Raw genomic sequence first — 16,766 nt, forward strand, 5'->3', positions numbered from 1 at the left:
CTCACGAAAAGTCGAGCAGCAGATCCTTGGCCGCCACAACGGTGCCCGACGTGGTGTAGACCTGCTTCACCACCCCGTCGCGCTCGGCCTTGATCGACAGTTCCATCTTCATCGCTTCCAGCGTCAGCAGCATGTCGCCCTTGCTGACATGCTGGCCCGGGCGCACGGCGACCGTTCCCACCATGCCCGGCATCGGCGCACCGACCTGGTCCGGATTGGCCGGGTCGGCCTGGGGGCGCTCGACCGCATTGAAGCCGGCAACCGGCACCTTGATCAGACGCGGCTGGCCATTGAGTTCGAAGAACAGCTTCACATGGCCGTCGTCGGTGTCGCTGCGGCCGAGCAGGCGGATCACCAGGGTCTTGCCGCGGTCGATTTCGACCGAGATCTCCTCGCCCTCCACCAGACCATAGAAGAACGCAGGCGTCGGCAGCACGGAGACGTCACCGTACTGGTTGTCGTGGCGTGCAAAATCGCGGAACACCTTCGGATACATCAGCGACGAAGCGAGGTCGGTTTCCGACACCGGGCGGCCGATCTCGGTCTCGAGCGCCGCTTTTGCCTGCGCCAGATCCACATCCGGGAGGTGGTCGGCGGCACGCCCGACGACCGGCGCCAGACCGTTCAGCACCTTCTTCTGCAGGGCTTCCGGAAAGCCGTCCGGCGGGTAACCGAGCTCACCGCGGAACAACTGCACCACCGACTCGGGAAAGGCGATGTCGCGCTTCGGATCGGTGATGTCCTGCGGGCGCAACTCGTTGGTGACCATGAACAAGGCCATATCGCCGACCACCTTGGAGGACGGGGTCACCTTGACGATGTCGCCGAACAGCAAATTGACCTCGGCATAGGCATCCGCCACCTGCGGCCAGCGCTCCTCGATGCCCACCGCCCGCGCCTGTTCGCGCAGGTTGGTATATTGCCCGCCCGGCATTTCGTGACGGTAGACCTCGGAGGTGCCGGCGCGGATGTCGGGCTCGAAGGGCGCATACTGCCGGCGCACGCCCTCCCAGTAGCGTGACAGCGACTGCAGCGCACGCAGGTCGACTTTCGGATCGCGCGCTGTACCTTTGAGCGCAGCCACGATCGAGCCCAGGCTGGGCTGCGAAGTCAGGCCGCTCATCGAGTCGAGCGCCCCGTCCACCGCGTCCACCCCGGCCTCGACCGCAGCGAGCACGCTGGCAGCCGAGATGCCGCTGGTGTCGTGGGTGTGGAAGTGCAGCGGCAGCGCGGTCTCCTCGCGCAGCACCCGCACCAGCTCGGTGACCGCATTCGGGCGGCACACGCCGGCCATGTCCTTGATGCACAGGATGTTGGCGCCGGCCTTCTCGAGTGCGCGGGCCATGTCGACGTAGTACTTCAGGTTGTACTTGCTGCGCGACGAATCAAACAGGTCGCCGGTATAGCACATCACCGCCTCGCACAAGGCGCCTGCATCGCGCACCGCATCGATCGCGACCCGCATGTTGTCCACCCAGTTGAGCGAATCGAACACGCGGAACAGGTCGATGCCACCGACGCCGTCGGGTCCGCGCGCGGCCTGCTGCACAAAGTGGCGCACCACGTTGTCCGCATAGTTGGTGTAGCCAACTGCGTTCGAGCCACGCAACAGCATCTGGAACAGCACATTCGGTATCGCCTCGCGCAACAGCCCCAGGCGCTGCCACGGGTCCTCCTTCAGAAAGCGCATTGCGACGTCGAAGGTCGCGCCACCCCAGCACTCAAGCGAGAACAGATCGGCGCCCATGCGCGCGTAATGCGGGGCCACGGCGAGCATGTCGGCGGTCCGCATGCGGGTCGCGAACAGCGACTGGTGGGCGTCGCGCATCGTGGTGTCGGTGAGCAGCACGCGCGGTTCGTCGCGCATCCACTTCGAGAAGCCCTCCGCCCCCATCTCCTTGAGGCGGTCACGACTGCCGGGCGGGATCGGCGCGCCACGATCGCACGCAGGCAGGCGCGGGCGCGGGATCGGCAGCGGTGGCGCGTTGCGGCCCTTCATCTCCGGGTTGCCATTGACGATGACCTCGCCAAGGAAGTTGAGCTGTCGTGTCGCCCTGTCCTGGCGCAACGGAAAATCAAACAGCTCCGGCGTCTCGTCGATGAAGCGCGTAGTGCATTCGCCCGAGGTAAACAGCGGGTGGGCGATGACGTTCTCGAGAAAGGCGAGGTTGGTCGATACGCCGCGCACCCGGAACTCGCGCAAGGCCCGATCCATGCGGGCGCTCGCCTCGTCCGGGGTATTGCCCCACACCGTCACCTTCACCAGCAGGGAGTCGTAGAACGGGGTGATGACCGCGCCGGAATAGGCGGTACCACCGTCGAGCCGCACACCCAGGCCCGCCGCACTGCGGTAGGCCGTAATGCGGCCGTAGTCGGGGGTGAATCCGTTCTCGGGGTCTTCGGTGGTGACCCGGCACTGCAGCGCATGGCCGTGAAGGCGGATTGCCTCCTGGTCCGGGATCATGCTGTCTTCGTCGCCGATGCGCGCGCCTTCGGTGATGCGGATCTGCGCCTTGACGATATCCACGCCGGTGACCTGCTCGGTCACCGTGTGTTCGACCTGGATACGCGGATTGACCTCGATGAAGTAGAAGTCGCCGGTATCCACGTCCATCAGGAACTCGACCGTCCCGGCGTGCGAGTAGCCCACTTCACGTGCGAGCTTGAGCGCCGCTTCACACAGCTCTGCCCGGCGCCACGCATCGAGGTAGGGCGCGGGTGCGCGCTCGACCACCTTCTGGTTGCGTCGCTGCACCGAACAGTCGCGCTCGAACAGATGCACCAGCTGGCCGTGGGTATCGCCAAGCACCTGCACTTCGACGTGACGCGCACGCCGCACCAGCTTTTCGAGATAGACCTCGTCATTGCCGAAAGCCGCCGCAGCCTCGCGACGCGCGGCATCGATCGCATCGCCGAGTTCAGCCTCGGACTCAATGGCGCGCATGCCGCGACCGCCGCCACCCCAGCTCGCCTTGAGCATCAGCGGATAGCCTACCTCTGCCGCCAGGCGACGCGAGGCATCCAGGTCATACGGCAGCGCACCGGTCGCTGGCACCACCGGCACACCGGCACGCTGCGCCAGTTCGCGCGCAGAGACCTTGTTGCCGAGCTGACGCATCACCGCCGGGCTCGGGCCGATGAAGGCAATCCCGGCCGCCGCACAGGCCTCGGCGAAATCGGGGTTCTCGGACAGGAAGCCGTAGCCCGGATGGATTGCGTCCACCTTGGCCTCGCGCGCAATGCGGATGATGTCGGGGATGTCGAGGTAGGCCTGGATCGGCTTCTTGCCCGCCCCCACCTGGTAGGCCTCGTCGGCCTTGAAACGATGGAGGGCGAGGCGGTCTTCATGCGCATAGATGCCGACCGTGCGGATGTTCATCTCGCTCGCGGCACGGAACACCCGAATGGCGATTTCACTGCGGTTCGCGACCAGAATGCTGCGGATCTTCTTCATGTTTGGCTGCTCCATGTTGTCAGGCCTCCAGCGCCTTCACGTGCGTAATCACCTCACCAATGGCCTGCTGCGCACTGCCGTACAGCATGCGGCAGTTGTCCTTGTAGAACAACGCGTTTTCGATGCCTGAGTAGCCCGCGCCCTTGCCGCGCTTGACCACGATCACGTTGTGCGCCATGTCCACGTTGAGGATGGGCATGCCGTAGATCGGGCTGCTCTTGTCGGTACGCGCCACCGGGTTCACCACGTCGTTGGCACCGATCACCAGCGCCACATCGGCCTGCGGGAAGTCGGCGTTGATCTCCTCGAGGTCGAAGATCTTGTCGTAGGGCACACCGGCCTCGGCCAGCAGCACGTTCATGTGCCCCGGCATCCGCCCCGCCACCGGGTGAATGGCAAACACCACCTCCACCCCGGCCTCTTCGAGCAGCTGCGCCATCTCCCACACCTTGTGCTGCGCCCCGGCCACCGCCATGCCGTAACCGGGCACGATGACGACCTTGCTCGCGTAACGCATCACCGACGCGGCATCGAGCGCGGAGAACTCCTTCATCGTGCCTTCGATGGCCTCGCCCTCACCCTCTGCCGCCGCGCCGGTAAGCGGGGCGAAGATGATGTTCTTGATCGGGCGGTTCATCGCCTTGGCCATCAGCTGCGTGAGCAGCGTACCCGAGGCACCGACCACGATGCCGGCCACGATCAGCGCGGGGTTGCCGAGCACGAAGCCTTCGAAGCCCACGGCCAGACCGGTGAAGGCGTTCAGCAGCGAGATCACCACCGGCATGTCGGCGCCGCCGATCGGCATCACCAGCACCGTGCCGAGCGCGAGCGCGAGCACGAAGAAGATGAACACTTCAAAGCCGCTCGGTTGCGCCGAGTAGCTCACCGTCAGGCCCACGCCGAAGGTGGCCAGCGCGAGGAAGAAGTTGACGTTGTTCTGCGCCGGCAGCCGGATCGCTTTCTTCATGATCCCCTGCAGCTTGGCAAAGGCCACGCAGGAGCCGGAGAAGGCCACCGCACCGATGATCGCGCCCAGCGCCATCAGGGTGGAGGTGATGCCGTCGTGCGCTGCACCGCGCACCAGTTCGACCCCGGCAATCGCCGCCGCCGCACCGCCGCCCATGCCGTTGTAGATGGCGACCATCTGCGGCATGTCGGTCATCTTCACCGTCTTGCCGCTCCACCAGGCCACGCCGCCGCCGAGCACGATCGCGGTGACGATCAGCCCAACGTTGTGCAGCCCCGGCATGAAGAAGGTGACCACCGTGGCGCCGATCATCGCGAAGCCGGCCCAGACGATGCCGCGCCGTGCGGTCACCGGCGAGCTCATGGCCTTCAGGCCGAGGATGAACACCACCGCGGCGATGAAGTACGCCATGCTGACAAACCAGTTTGAACTCATTTCGCGCCCCCTTCCTTACGCCCACCGGGCTTGAACATGGCCAGCATGCGCTCGGTCACGATGTAGCCGCCGGCGGCGTTGGCCGCGCCGAGGAACACCGCGAAGAAGCCGATCACCAGTTGCACCGGATCTTCCGGGTCGGCGTGGCCGAGGGCGACCATGGCACCGATCAGCACCACGCCGTGCACGAAGTTCGAGCCCGACATCAGCGGCGTGTGCAGAATCACCGGCACGCGCGAGATGACTTCGTAGCCGGCAAACGCGGCCAGCATGAAAATGTAGAGTGCGGCAAAGCCTTCCATGATGTCTCTCCTTACAGACCGAGGATCTGCTTCACACCCGCGTGGCGCACTTCGCCCGCGTGGGTGAGACAGCATCCGGCCATGACTTCGTCTTCCCAGTCGAGCGCGAGCGCGCCATCCTTGATGAAGGGCGAAATGAAGTTGAACAGGTTCTTGGCGTACATCTCCGAGGCATGCACCGGCATGCGGCTGGTGATGTGGGTGGGACCGATCACGAGCACGTCGTTGATCCACACCTTCTCGCCCGCGACCGTGCCTTCGACGTTGCCGCCGCTCTCGGCGGCCATGTCGACGACCACCGCACCGGGCTTCATGCGCGCAATCATGTCCGCGCTGATGATCTGCGGTGCCCGCTTGCCCGGAATCGCGGCGGTGGTGATCAGCGCATCGCACTGGCCCACAGCCTTGGCCAGGCGCTCGGCCTGTCTGGCTTTCTCTTCGTCGGTGAGTTCGCGCGCATAGCCACCCGTGCCCGCTGCGGCCACGCCGGTGTCGACGAACTTGGCGCCGAGCGATTCGATCTGCTCACGGGTTTCGGGGCGCACGTCGTAGGCTTCGACCATGGCGCCGATCCGGCGCGCGGTGGCAATCGCCTGCAGTCCGGCCACGCCGGCACCGATCACCAGCACCTTGGCCGGGCGGATGGTGCCTGCAGCGTAGGTGAGCATGGGGAAGAACTTGGGTGAGTGGTCCGCGGCAATCAGCGCGCACTCGTAGCCGGCCACTGCGGCCTGGCTGGAGAGCGCGTCCATGCTCTGCGAGCGCGAGATGCGCGGCAGCAGTTCGAGCGCAAAGGCGGTGATCTGCTTCTCCTGCAGCAGCTTCACCCGCTCGGCGTCCGCCCACGGCTGCAGCATGCCCAGCAGCACGCTGCCCGGCTTCATCGCCGCGATCGACGCCGTCGTCGGCGGCTGCACGCACAGCACCACCTCCGCTTCGCCGAACACCGCAGCGACGTCATCGACCAGACTGACCTCGGCAAACGCTTCATCACGGAAATGCGCCGGCACGCCTGCACCGACCTGCATCACCACATGGGCACCGAGGCCCTGATATTTCTTGACCACATCCGGCACGACCGGAATGCGGCGTTCGCCGGGATGAGTCTCAGCCGGCACACCAATCTTCAACGACATGACTCCTCCCTGCCAGGCCCTGCCCGGCATCTCAACATCACATTCTGGTATTCAAGGCCCGCGCGGACAGAAGGCCCGCGCGGGGAAAAACTCAGACCAGCTGTGCGAGCAGTGCGTCGGCGACTTCAACGCCTTCGCTCATGGCCTTGAGCGCAATGCCGCGACGACGATCGCCCGGCACACGCACGCCCTCATCGACGAGCATGGCCGTCAGCAGGGTCTCGACGCGCTCCAGATAGGTGTCGGTGCCGGCCAGCGCGCCCGGATCGATCACCAGGAAAGCCTGGCCGATGCGCGGACGATTGCCTTCCTCGACGAAGAAGGAGTCGGCCTCGAAGCCGAAGGCGGCGCCGGTCAGGGAGCAGCACAGCAGTTCCACCATCATTGCCAGCATCGCCCCCTTCACCCCGCCCGCCGGGCACATCATGCCCTCAAGCCCGGCTTTCGGGTCGGTGGTGGGCTCGCCGTTCCTGTCCAGCGCCCAGCCGGTCGGGATCGACTTGCCGTCGCGTGCCGCCACCATCAGCTTGCCACGCGCAACTTCGGACAAGGCGAGGTCGATCGTGATCGGCTCCCCGTCGCGCCGCGGAAACACCGCAGCGACCGGATTGGTGCCGAACAGGGCGCGCTTGCCGCCCCAGGCCGGCATCGCCGCCGGTGAGTTGCCGAAGGCAAGACCCACCATGCCAGCGGCAGCCACGGCCTCGAGGTGCAGTGCGGCCACCCCGAAATGGTGGCTGCGGGTGATGCCGGCAAAGGCCACGCCGCACTTGCGGGCGCGCTCGATCGCCTCCCTGATCGCCAGATCGCTGGCGGGGAAAGCCAGCCCCTCTTCGGCGTCGATCAGGCAGGCGGCTGCACGCTCACTCACCACCTTCGGCTTAGCATCGCCATTGACGCGCCCATTGCGCAGATGGGCAGCGTACTGCGACACCCGCGCCAGCCCATGCGAAGCCAGCCCCTGTGCTTCGGCCGCCACCAGCGACCTCGCGGTGGACGCCGCCATGTCTGGCCCTGCTCCGGCACGCGTCAGCGCAGCGGCAGTCAGTTCGAGCAGATGATCAATCGTGTGTCTGGCCATGCGCGGCTCCTCAGTCTGCAAGAAAACGGATGACGCGCTCTGCGATCAGGCTGCTCACGCGCTCGTTGGATTCAAACGTCACCCCGCCGATGTGCGGCGTGAGGATCAGGTTGGGGACACCGGCCAGCGCCGACCCAGCGGGCAGCGGTTCGGCCTCGAACACGTCCAGCGCCGCGCCGCCAAGGTGCCCGCTGCGAAGTGCCGCAGCCAGCGCCGCCTCGTCGACAATGCCGCCGCGTGCGGTGTTGATCAGCACTGCACCCGCCTTCATCGACTGGATGCAGGCAGCGCCGAACAGGCCGCGGGTGCCGTCGGTCAGCGGTACGTGCAGGCTGACGACATCGGCCGTACTCACCAGCGCATCGAGCGCCAGCGGGGTCACGCCCGACTCCGCCCACACCGGCGCATCGTTCGCGATCATCGGGTCATGCGCCACCACCTGCATGCCGAGGCCACGGGCCAGACGTGCCGTGAGCTGACCAATGCCGCCGAAGCCCACCAGGCCCAGCGTCTTGCCTGCGGTCTCGCGCCCATTCGACATGCGGGTACGCGGCCATTCGCCGGCCGCCACCTCGCTGCTCGACAGATAGCTGCCGCGCAGCAGCACCATCGCCGTGCCAATGACGTACTCGGCCACGGCAAGGGCATTGGCACCGGTGGCCGGGATCACTTCTACCCCTGCGGCCTTGCATCGCGCCACATCGATGTTGTCCAGTCCCACGCCGAGACGGCCCACCACTTTCAGTGCCGGCGCTGCTGGCAGCATGTCGGCGCTGACCTGGGTGCGGTTGCGCACGATCAGGCCATCCGCCTGCGCCAGCGCCGCGAGCAGGGCTGCCGGCTGGTCCACCAGTTTGGGGTCATACAGCACATCGAAACGGGCGCGCAGCGTATCCACCGCACTTTCATCCATGAACTCGGAGATCACGACCTTTGTCATTTTTTCCTCTATCTCTTGCTGGGGTTGGGCGTACGAAACGGCACGAATCAGATCAGGATGCCGGGGGGCAACGGCACCTTCAGGGCAAAGCGGAACAGCAGGAACAGGCCCACGACCATCGAGCACCCGGCGCCGCAGTAGATCATCGTCATGCGCGGGGTCCAGCGATCGAAATTGGCGATCAGCAGCCCGAGCACATAACCGATCAGGCTGGTGGTCAGGAAGCCGAGCGGCTCGAGCAGCAGCGCCCAGCCCAGCATGACGCCGAACAGCGCCAGCCTGCGCATGCCGGAGCCCTGCAGCCGCGTCGCGCTCACCCCCGGCTTGCGCAGGGCAAGCACCACGTAACAGGCGCCGAGCACCATCATCAGCACCGCCACCGAGCGCGGAAACACTGCACCAAGGGTGTCGAAGTCACGCGCTGCACGCAGCACCATCACCCCGATCACGATTGCGATCACCGACGCGATCACGCCGGACACATCGCGCACTTTCACCTCATGCGTACTCATGCTTGATCTCCTTCTTGCCAAAGCGACGGGTCAGCAGCGGATACATCAGACCAATCAGGATGAACACGATGATGCCGATCGAGATCGGGCGCCCGAAGAACTCCGCCAGCGCACTGCCCTTCGCCGAACCGATCAGATAGCCCTGGACGAATCCACCTTCGGCGATGCTCCCAAGGATGAGTCCGAGCACGATCGGAGAGGCGGAGAAGCCCCAGCTCGCCATCACCCAGGCAAAGCCGCCAAGCAGCACCATCTGCAGCACTTCATGTGCGTTGTTATGCACGGCATAGCTGCCGAGAATGGTGAGGAAGGCGACCGAAGGGGCAAGCAGCGCCTTGGGAATGCCCACCAGCGACTTGAACGCATAGCGCCCGACCAGCAGACCAACCGGCAGCATCAGCACGGTGGCGATGAACAGGCCGTAGATGAAGGTGTAGACGATCTCGCTTTGCTCGCCGAACAGCTGCGGCCCGACGCGCACGCCCTGCACCAGCAGTGCGCCGAGAATCACCGCATCCGGCGGCGTGCCCGGGATGCCCAGCACCAGCGTGGGGATGAAGCCGCCACCCACCGTCGCGTTGTTGGACGACTCGGTTGCAAGCAGACCATCGGGCTCGCCGGTGCCGAATTTTTCCGGCTGTTTGGCCACGCGGCGTGCCTCCGAGTAGGCAATCAGCGAGGCGATCGAACCGCCCGCGCCAGGCAGGATGCCAACCACCGTACCGATCACCGAACTGCGCATGATGTTGAAGCGCGACTTCCAGCACTGGCGCATGCCCTCGCCCAGGCGATAGCTCGACACCCGGCTGCCGAGCCGCATGTGCGGGTCGGGCGAAGCCACGAGTTCAAGCAGCACCGGCACGCAGTACAGGCCGATCAGCGCGGAGACGATGTCGATGCCACCAAGCAGGGCCTGCGAGTCGCCGGTAAAGCGCACATCGCCACCGACCTCGGCGACGCCGATCATCGACAGCAGCAGGCCGATGCAGCCACCGATCAGCGACTTGATCAGACTGCCTTCGCTGAGCGACGCAATCAGGGTGAGACCGAAGATGGCGAGCCAGAAGTACTCGACCGGGCCGAAGCTCAGTGCGACCGAGGCCAGCGGGGGTGCGAGCAGCAGCAGGAAGGCCGCGCCCACCAGACCGCCGAACACCGAAGCCAGGCAGGCCAACGTGAGCGCGAGATCGCCATCGCCGCGCTTGGCCATCGGATAGCCGTCGAAGGTGGTGGCGATCGACGACGGCGTGCCCGGCGTCTTCAGCAGGATGGCCGAATAGGCACCACCGTAGATGGCACCGGTATAGATGGCGCCAAGCGCGATCAGCGCAACACCCGGCTCCATGCCGAAGGTGAAGGGGACCAGCACCGCAACCGCCATGGTTGCGGTCAGCCCTGGCATTGCACCGATGAGGATGCCTGCCAGCACGCCGGCGAAGGCGATCAGCAGACTCATCGGGCTCAGGGCATGAAGGAGATACTCGATTCCAGGCATGCGAACTCCTCAGACAGATGAACACGCGCAGCCCTTGCGGGCTGCGCATTGGAAGATCACTGCATCTTGATGCCAAGATCCTTGGCAGCTTCCGCGTATTCCTTGCTCATCTTGTCCATGAAGTCCTTCATCTGCTCTGGGCCGACATCGACGACGGTGAACCCGTTGTCGAGCATTTTCTCGATGAAGACAGGATCCTTGTTGATCTGACCGATCAGGCTGGCAACCTGCTTCTGCACCGCAGCCGGCGTGCTCGAAGGCACGGCGAGTCCGCGATAGACGCCACCGACCATGTCGATGCCCAGCTCACGGAAGGTCGGGCAATCCGGCATGCGCGGATGGCGCGCTTCCATGGCCACCGCGAGGCAGCGCACCTGGTCGCCCAGCTGCAGCTTCACCGTGGTGTAGCCCCAGGAGGCCGCGACCTGCTTGCCCAGCAGTGCGGTGTTGACCGCACCCGTGCCCTTGAACGGGATATAGGTGGTCTTGATGCCGGCGAGCTTGTCCAGGCGCGCCTTCGCCAGCTCGTTACCGGAGTTGGTGCCGGTGCCGCCGACAATCACCCCGCCCGGCGTCTTGCGCGCGGCAGCGAGATAGTCCGCCAGGGTCTTGTAGGGGCTGTCGGCAGTCACCAGCAGCGCATCCGGCGTGTAGTGAAACCAGTACACGTTGGTCACCTCGGCGGTGCGATAACCCACGTCCTTTTCCATCGGCTGCAGCACGATGTGCGGGAGGTTCGTCCCCATCATCGTGTAGCCGTCTGCAGTCATGCTGTTCAGTTGCGCCCAAGCTGCAGCACCGCCCGCACCGGCCTTGTACTGAATGGCCACCGACTGTCCGCCATGCTTCTTGAACAGCGGCTCCTGCAGGCGTGCTGCGATGTCCGACTCACCCCCCGGACCGAAAGGGATGATGTAGTTGATGGTCTGCTCCGGATAGGCCGCAGCGGCCCCCAGGGAAATGCTGCACAGGCTGGCGACGGTCATGCGGGTAATGGCGCTTTGAAGCTTTCTCATTATGTGTCTCCTCCATCAAGGGGTTGCGGGGGCTGTCGCCTCATGGCGAAAGCCCCCGTTGCAGCAACCGGCCTCAGCGGCCGGTGTCAGGCTTCAGTAAATCAGGCACTCTCGTACAGACGGGTCAGCACGAATTCGCGGTGTCCCAGTGCTTCGGCCGCGGTAAGGCGTCCGTTCGCGGTGCGCAGCATGCATTCAAGCAACTGGTCACCCGCGCCATCCATGTTCATTTCGCGCTGCAGCAGGCCGGAGGTATCGACGTCGATGTGCTCGCCCATGGTGCGGACGGTCCTCGGGTTTGCGCAGATCTTGATCACGGGCAGGATCGGGTTGCCGACGATGTTGCCCTGTCCGGTGGGGAAGAAATGCACCACGTAACCGGCAGCTGCACACAGCGTCACCATCTCGGCAGCAGCCGAGCTCGACTGCATGAACCACAGGCCGGGGGCGGTCGGCGTTTCGGCATAGTCGAGCACGCCATCGACCTTGCACTTCTTGCCGATTTTCTGGATGTTGCCCAGCGCCTTTTCCTCGATGGTGGTCAGACCACCGGCGATGTTGCCCTTGGTCGGCTGCGAGTCGGAGAGGTCCGAGGTCTTGTGACGGTTGATCATGTCCTGATAGCTGTTGAACAGCTTCATGAACTCTTCCTTCACGTCCGGCGTGGCACAGCGTGCGGCCACCAGATGCTCACCACCGGTCAGCTCGGAAGTCTCGCCGAACACCAAGGTCGCGCCGACACCGTAGAGCTTGTCGAAGGCATTGCCGACGGTCGGATTGGCACCGCAGCCCGAGGTCGTGTCCGACTCGCCGCACTTGGTGGACACCCACAGTTCGCTGATCGGGCACTCTTCGCGCTGCTTCTCGGAGGCAAACTGAACCAGCTCGCGGGCGGCTTTCGACGCCTTCATGATGGTCTCGTGATCGCCATTCTGCGAGATCGAGAAGCTGTGAACCGGCTTGCCGGTCTTGGCGATGCCGTCGGCAACGAGCTTGGTCCAGGCCGGCTCGATGCCGATCACGACCACTGCAGCCACGTTGGGGTTGGAACCGGTACCGATCAGGGTGCGGAAGTGCAGCTCAAGGTCGGCACCGAACTGCAGACGACCGTAAGGGTGCGGCAGGGCCATTGCGCCCTTGATGTTGTTCGCAACGGCTTCGGCTGCTGCGTTGGAAATGTCGTCCACCGGCAGGACGATGACGTGGTTGCGAACCCCGACGCGGCCGTTCTCGCGGCGATATCCGAGAAAAGTCGTTTCATTGCTGATCATTTGGCGATGCCTCTCTATGAATGGAATGGGTATGGCGCGACCTGAGCCTGGGCTTACCAGCGCTTGGTCTTGACGTTCTGAACGTGCAAGTGCTCGCCCGCCGCGATGGGGGCAACGACCTTGCCGATATCGACGCCGTACTTGATCACCGTGGCACCGACTTCCAGCTGCTGCAGCGCGATCTTGTGACCGATCGGAATGTCGCTGCGCGTCTTGATTTCCGTCATGCGGTCCTGCTCCATGATCCAGCCCGACAGCGTTGCGCCGCTCTTGACGCCCTCGACCACGATCGTGCCGACCGAGTCACCCTCTTCATGTACGACAAAATGAATCATCTCTCTTCTCCTTTGGCGATCAGTCCATGCGGACAGCAATTGCATCGTAGTACCACAATTCATCCGTGTCAACTGGGTGATATATATGAGTTGGATGTTTAGGTTAACTTTTTCGAGTGCCGATGAAATGCGGGGTCGCAACTGGCATGGCGTGAGTGCGCGGGCACACACTCATACGGATGAGATGCATCGCTCAAGCCTTGATCTCGCGCGGGATTTGGTATGATTGATGCCCCTAGTGCCATCGTGCCTACTTCATCGAGGCCGCTCCCGCCATGAACCAGATTTCACTGTCAGGCCTTCCCCTGGGCGCCCCGCTCTACCAGGAAGTGAAGCGAAAGATCATGGAATCGCTGCGCAGTGGCGAGTGGAAGCCGGGCGAGATCATTCCGTCGGAGAAGCGTCTGGGCGAACGTTTCGGGGTCAGCATCGGCACCGTGCGCAAGGCGGTCGACGAACTGGTGGCAGAAAACATCCTCATCCGGCACCAGGGGCGCGGCACCTTCGTCACCTCCCACACGCACGATCGCTATGTGTTCGCGTTTTTCCACATCATTGGGCAGGACGGGCACAAGGAATACCCGAAGGTAGAGCTGCAAGCCTTCGCCAGCATCAAGGCCGATGCCGACATGGCCCAGCGCCTTGGCATACGCACCGGGTCGAAGCTGTTCCGCCTGACCAACCGGCTGAGCATCGCCGGCAAGCCCCTGATCGTGGACGACATCCACGTCCCCGAGCGCAGCTTTCCGCATCTCACCGCAGAGACCGTACGCAACCGGCCGGGTACGCTCTATCAGCTCTACCAGGACAACTTCGCCGTCGCCGTGCTGCGCACCGAGGAGCGCCTGCGTGCCTGCCTTGCCGACGAGCGCCTGGCCTCACTGCTCGAGGTCGAAGTGGGCGCACCCTTGCTGCATATCGTCAGGCTTGCACTGTCGTTCAACGATCTCGCGGTGGAGTTGCGGCACAGCTATGTGAACACCGCACATCACGAGTATTTCGCCGAAGAGCACCAGTAAACGTCAGTCCCGGCCGCGCCCGCGATCGGCTTCATGCAGGGTGCGGGAGTACTCGTAGTGTTCGGTCTTGACGAAGGAGTGGCGCAATTCGATTGGCGTACCGTCTACCGCAAACGCCCGCCGCACGATGTGCAGCAGCGGATAACCCGGATCGACCGCCAGGTCCGCAGCCTGCTGCGCGTTGGCCACCGTCGCGCGCAAGCGCTCTTCGATACGGGTCACCGACTGCCGGAACTGCTCTTCGTATAGCTGATACAGCGTCCCGCTGCGATCGGCCACCCGCTCACGACTGATCCCGGCAAAGCGCGCCGCCGGCAGCAGAATCTCGTCGACCAGGGTCGGCACACCCTTCAGGGTCAGCAGGTTGCGAACGCGCACCACCTTGGCCCCCGGACTGATGCTCAGGCTGCGCGCGACAAAGGCGTCTGCACGCAGACTGTCGAAGTCGATCAGGTTCACGACCGGATAGATCCGCTGGCCGTCATGCCCGCAGACGTTGAAGAAGCTGAACAGATAGCGGTTGCGATCATGCGCGGTTACGAAGGTGCCGCGTCCCTGATGGCGCACCAGAACGTCGTCGTCGACCAGTTCATCCAGTGCGCGCCGGATGGTTCCCATACTGACGCCAAAGCCTTCCGACAGCTTGCGCTCCGACGGAATCGCCTGGGCCGGACGCCAGGTGCCGAGCCCGATCAGTTCGATCAGCCCGCGCTTTACCCACTTGTAGAGTGGTTCGTCGAACTTCCGCAATTCCCTGATGTGCAGTTCCATCATGTCCTCCCCCCGCCTCAATGCAACATCGACTCCGATGCTCGGAATCATCCTTCCGACACTCTACATCACCTAACTCATCTAGTTGACCTATATCTTACAATTCCGCTAGCATTGATCCCGAAATGTCATTACGCCCGATCCGCTGACCGGTCGGCCTCAAGCGCACGTCACATGGAAGGATCATGAGCACAGCCACGATGTCCAGCATTGCCGCCAACCTGCGCAGCACCACCGCGCGTATGCCGGGCCTGATGACGGCCCTCGTCATCGCGCTCGCCTCCACCTTCATCGCGGAGCACTACGGCGGCCCGCAGTTTCTCTATGCCTTGCTGGTTGGCATGGCTTTCCACTACCTGGCTGCGGAACCCAAAACGCGCATCGGCATCGATTTCGCCGCGCGCGGGGTGCTGCGCTTCGGGGTGGCCTTGCTCGGTGCGCGCATCACCGTCGGCCAGATCGCAGACCTTGGCGCCGGGCCGATCGCACTGGTGGTGGCAGGCGTGGGCGCCACGCTGCTGTTCGGTTCGCTGCTTGCGCGCCGCCTCGGACGCACCGGGCCGGAAGGCCTGCTCGGCGGCGGTGCAGTGGCAATCTGTGGCGCGTCGGCCGCGCTTGCCATCGCCGCGGCCCTGCCCAAGAACGATCAGAACCAGCGCATGACGCTGCTGACCGTGGTCACGGTCACCGCCCTGTCGACGGTGGCAATGATTGCCTACCCGCTGATCGCGAAGCTGCTCGAACTCAGCCCGGAGATGACCGCCGTGTTCTTTGGCGGTACGATTCACGATGTCGCACAGGTCGTGGGCGCGGGTTTTCTGATCTCGCCTCAGGTGGCCGAAACCGCCACCCTGGTGAAGCTGTTCCGGGTCGCATTGCTGGTGCCGGTCGTGCTCATGATCTCGCTCAGCTTCCGCCGCCAGAACAAGGACAACGATGAACCGGTCACGCTGCTCCCCCGCTTTCTCGTCGGCTTCATCATCCTCGTGCTGATCAACAGTGCCGGCCTGCTCACCACCGAAGTCAGCGACTCCCTGTCGAGCCTGTCGCGCTGGTGCCTGGTCGTGGCGATCTCCGCTCTCGGGGTCAAGACTTCCTTTGCCGAGCTGCGCACCGTCGGCTGGCAGCCGATCGCCCTGATCGTGGCCAACACGCTCTTCCTTGCACTGTGGGTGCTGGGCGGCATCTACCTGCTCGAGCACGTCATCAAATGAGCGCGCCATCCACATTCGACCGCGAGCACCTGCTCGCAGTGGCGCGCGACGCAGCGGGCGCCGCGAGCAGGATCGCACATCAGGGCTGGCTGCAGCGCGACAGCATCGAAGTGGCCGACAAGGGCGCGGGCGATGTCGTCACCTCGATAGACCTTGCGGCCGAAACCGCCGCAATCGGTATCATCCGCAGCGCCTGCCCGGATCACGCCATTCTTTCGGAGGAAGCCGGTGGCGATGGCGTCGAGTCGGATTACCTGTGGGTGATCGATCCGATCGACGGCTCGGTGAACTTCGCGCACGGGCTGGCGGACTTCGCGGTGTCGGTAGCCTGCCTTCATCGCGGGCAGGCACTGGTCGGCGTCATCGTCGATCCGGTGCGTGGCGACACCTACTCGGCCGTACGTGGCGGTGGCGCCTGGCGCAATGGCAGCCGGATACTCGTTTCATCATGCCGGGAGCTGAAACACGCCCTGCTCGGCACCGTGTTCCCCAAGCCGGGCGCAGCTGCCATGGCGGGCTATCTGCCGGCCCTGGGCGCCGCACTGAACACCGCGCAAGGCGTCAGGCGCTCGGGTTCGATGGTGCTCGATCTCGCACGCGTGGCCAGCGGCCAGCTCGACGGCTTCTGGCAGGTCGGCATGAAAGCCTGGGATCTTGCTGCAGGCAGCCTGATGATCGAGGAGGCAGGCGGCCGCCTCGACCTGCGCGGCGCGGCGTCGGTACTCGACACCCGATCCTGCATCGTCGCAGCGCCTGATCTGCTGGAAGCACTCACTCGCCTGCTCGACGGTTTCGACGGGGAAAGCAGCCGGACCTGA

At 64.6% G+C, this 16,766-nt stretch carries 15 protein-coding genes; 3 read left to right on the top strand and 12 right to left on the bottom strand.

Annotated features, from left to right (window positions below):
- Position 1: 1 nt before the first annotated feature.
- From CEW83_RS08335 to CEW83_RS08385, 11 genes are all read right to left on the bottom strand, one after another.
- Positions 2-3,454 carry a pyruvate carboxylase gene (locus CEW83_RS08335; RefSeq protein WP_108951279.1) on the bottom strand — a complete coding sequence of 1,151 codons (3,453 nt, stop codon included), beginning with the start codon at positions 3,452-3,454 and terminating at the stop codon, positions 2-4.
- A 19-nt stretch (positions 3,455-3,473) separates the two neighbouring features.
- A complete protein-coding gene (locus CEW83_RS08340) occupies positions 3,474-4,856 on the bottom strand; it encodes an NAD(P)(+) transhydrogenase (Re/Si-specific) subunit beta (protein ID WP_108948929.1) in 1,383 nt (460 codons plus the stop codon).
- Positions 4,853-5,158 carry an NAD(P) transhydrogenase subunit alpha gene (locus CEW83_RS08345; protein ID WP_108948930.1) on the bottom strand — a complete coding sequence of 102 codons (306 nt, stop codon included), beginning with the start codon at positions 5,156-5,158 and terminating at the stop codon, positions 4,853-4,855. Before CEW83_RS08345 ends, CEW83_RS08340 begins: the two co-directional genes overlap by 4 nt.
- An 11-nt stretch (positions 5,159-5,169) precedes the next feature.
- A complete protein-coding gene (locus tag CEW83_RS08350; protein WP_108948931.1) occupies positions 5,170-6,294 on the bottom strand; it encodes an NAD(P) transhydrogenase subunit alpha in 1,125 nt (374 codons plus the stop codon).
- Between the two features lie 91 nt (positions 6,295-6,385).
- A complete protein-coding gene (locus CEW83_RS08355) occupies positions 6,386-7,375 on the bottom strand; it encodes an Ldh family oxidoreductase (RefSeq protein ID WP_108948932.1) in 990 nt (329 codons plus the stop codon).
- Between the two features lie 10 nt (positions 7,376-7,385).
- Positions 7,386-8,315: a hydroxyacid dehydrogenase gene (locus CEW83_RS08360; RefSeq protein ID WP_199915242.1), complete on the bottom strand. Its 930-nt coding sequence runs from the start codon at positions 8,313-8,315 to the stop codon at positions 7,386-7,388.
- A gap of 47 nt (positions 8,316-8,362) precedes the next feature.
- Entirely contained in the window at positions 8,363-8,827 is a 465-nt protein-coding gene (locus tag CEW83_RS08365; RefSeq protein ID WP_108948933.1) for a tripartite tricarboxylate transporter TctB family protein, read from the bottom strand.
- Complete coding sequence (locus CEW83_RS08370; RefSeq protein ID WP_108948934.1) at positions 8,814-10,322, bottom strand: tripartite tricarboxylate transporter permease; 1,509 nt, start codon at positions 10,320-10,322, stop codon at positions 8,814-8,816. Before CEW83_RS08370 ends, CEW83_RS08365 begins: the two co-directional genes overlap by 14 nt.
- Positions 10,323-10,378: 56 nt before the next feature.
- The gene (locus CEW83_RS08375) at positions 10,379-11,338 is read right to left on the bottom strand and encodes a tripartite tricarboxylate transporter substrate binding protein (RefSeq protein WP_199915243.1); all 960 of its coding nucleotides are present in this window, start codon (positions 11,336-11,338) and stop codon (positions 10,379-10,381) included.
- Positions 11,339-11,439: 101 nt separating this feature from the next.
- Positions 11,440-12,609: a UxaA family hydrolase gene (locus tag CEW83_RS08380; protein WP_108948936.1), complete on the bottom strand. Its 1,170-nt coding sequence runs from the start codon at positions 12,607-12,609 to the stop codon at positions 11,440-11,442.
- A 53-nt stretch (positions 12,610-12,662) separates the two neighbouring features.
- Positions 12,663-12,944 (bottom strand): UxaA family hydrolase, encoded by a 282-nt coding sequence (locus CEW83_RS08385; RefSeq protein ID WP_108948937.1) that lies wholly within the window; start codon positions 12,942-12,944, stop codon positions 12,663-12,665.
- Positions 12,945-13,219: 275 nt separating this feature from the next.
- Between CEW83_RS08385 and CEW83_RS08390 the strand changes: the two genes are divergently transcribed.
- Positions 13,220-13,963 (top strand): GntR family transcriptional regulator, encoded by a 744-nt coding sequence (locus CEW83_RS08390; RefSeq protein WP_108948938.1) that lies wholly within the window; start codon positions 13,220-13,222, stop codon positions 13,961-13,963.
- A gap of 3 nt (positions 13,964-13,966) precedes the next feature.
- Here the strand turns inward: CEW83_RS08390 and CEW83_RS08395 are convergent, their stop codons facing one another.
- Positions 13,967-14,737: a GntR family transcriptional regulator gene (locus tag CEW83_RS08395; protein WP_234419028.1), complete on the bottom strand. Its 771-nt coding sequence runs from the start codon at positions 14,735-14,737 to the stop codon at positions 13,967-13,969.
- 182 nt (positions 14,738-14,919) lie between these two features.
- Here CEW83_RS08395 and CEW83_RS08400 point away from each other — a divergent pair, with 182 nt between their 5' ends.
- Both CEW83_RS08400 and CEW83_RS08405 read left to right on the top strand, forming a co-directional pair.
- The gene (locus CEW83_RS08400) at positions 14,920-15,948 is read left to right on the top strand and encodes a YeiH family protein (RefSeq protein ID WP_234419029.1); all 1,029 of its coding nucleotides are present in this window, start codon (positions 14,920-14,922) and stop codon (positions 15,946-15,948) included.
- Positions 15,945-16,766 carry an inositol monophosphatase family protein gene (locus CEW83_RS08405; protein WP_108948940.1) on the top strand — a complete coding sequence of 274 codons (822 nt, stop codon included), beginning with the start codon at positions 15,945-15,947 and terminating at the stop codon, positions 16,764-16,766. The genes CEW83_RS08400 and CEW83_RS08405 overlap by 4 nt, the downstream gene beginning before the upstream one ends.

The sequence above is a fragment of the Parazoarcus communis genome (assembly GCF_003111645.1).
GTDB classification, from domain to species: domain Bacteria; phylum Pseudomonadota; class Gammaproteobacteria; order Burkholderiales; family Rhodocyclaceae; genus Parazoarcus; species Parazoarcus communis_A.

Excerpts from the sequence above, each read along its gene's own strand:
- CEW83_RS08335 (WP_108951279.1), bottom strand. The coding sequence starts at position 3,454 with ATGAAGAAGATCCGCAGCATTCTGGTCGCGAACCGCAGTGAAATCGCC.
- CEW83_RS08340 (WP_108948929.1), bottom strand. The coding sequence starts at position 4,856 with ATGAGTTCAAACTGGTTTGTCAGCATGGCGTACTTCATCGCCGCGGTG.
- CEW83_RS08345 (WP_108948930.1), bottom strand. The coding sequence starts at position 5,158 with ATGGAAGGCTTTGCCGCACTCTACATTTTCATGCTGGCCGCGTTTGCC.
- CEW83_RS08350 (WP_108948931.1), bottom strand. The coding sequence starts at position 6,294 with ATGTCGTTGAAGATTGGTGTGCCGGCTGAGACTCATCCCGGCGAACGC.
- CEW83_RS08355 (WP_108948932.1), bottom strand. The coding sequence starts at position 7,375 with ATGGCCAGACACACGATTGATCATCTGCTCGAACTGACTGCCGCTGCG.
- CEW83_RS08360 (WP_199915242.1), bottom strand. The coding sequence starts at position 8,315 with ATGACAAAGGTCGTGATCTCCGAGTTCATGGATGAAAGTGCGGTGGAT.
- CEW83_RS08365 (WP_108948933.1), bottom strand. The coding sequence starts at position 8,827 with ATGAGTACGCATGAGGTGAAAGTGCGCGATGTGTCCGGCGTGATCGCG.
- CEW83_RS08370 (WP_108948934.1), bottom strand. The coding sequence starts at position 10,322 with ATGCCTGGAATCGAGTATCTCCTTCATGCCCTGAGCCCGATGAGTCTG.
- CEW83_RS08375 (WP_199915243.1), bottom strand. The coding sequence starts at position 11,338 with ATGAGAAAGCTTCAAAGCGCCATTACCCGCATGACCGTCGCCAGCCTG.
- CEW83_RS08380 (WP_108948936.1), bottom strand. The coding sequence starts at position 12,609 with ATGATCAGCAATGAAACGACTTTTCTCGGATATCGCCGCGAGAACGGC.
- CEW83_RS08385 (WP_108948937.1), bottom strand. The coding sequence starts at position 12,944 with ATGATTCATTTTGTCGTACATGAAGAGGGTGACTCGGTCGGCACGATC.
- CEW83_RS08390 (WP_108948938.1), top strand. The coding sequence starts at position 13,220 with ATGAACCAGATTTCACTGTCAGGCCTTCCCCTGGGCGCCCCGCTCTAC.
- CEW83_RS08395 (WP_234419028.1), bottom strand. The coding sequence starts at position 14,737 with ATGATGGAACTGCACATCAGGGAATTGCGGAAGTTCGACGAACCACTC.
- CEW83_RS08400 (WP_234419029.1), top strand. The coding sequence starts at position 14,920 with ATGAGCACAGCCACGATGTCCAGCATTGCCGCCAACCTGCGCAGCACC.
- CEW83_RS08405 (WP_108948940.1), top strand. The coding sequence starts at position 15,945 with ATGAGCGCGCCATCCACATTCGACCGCGAGCACCTGCTCGCAGTGGCG.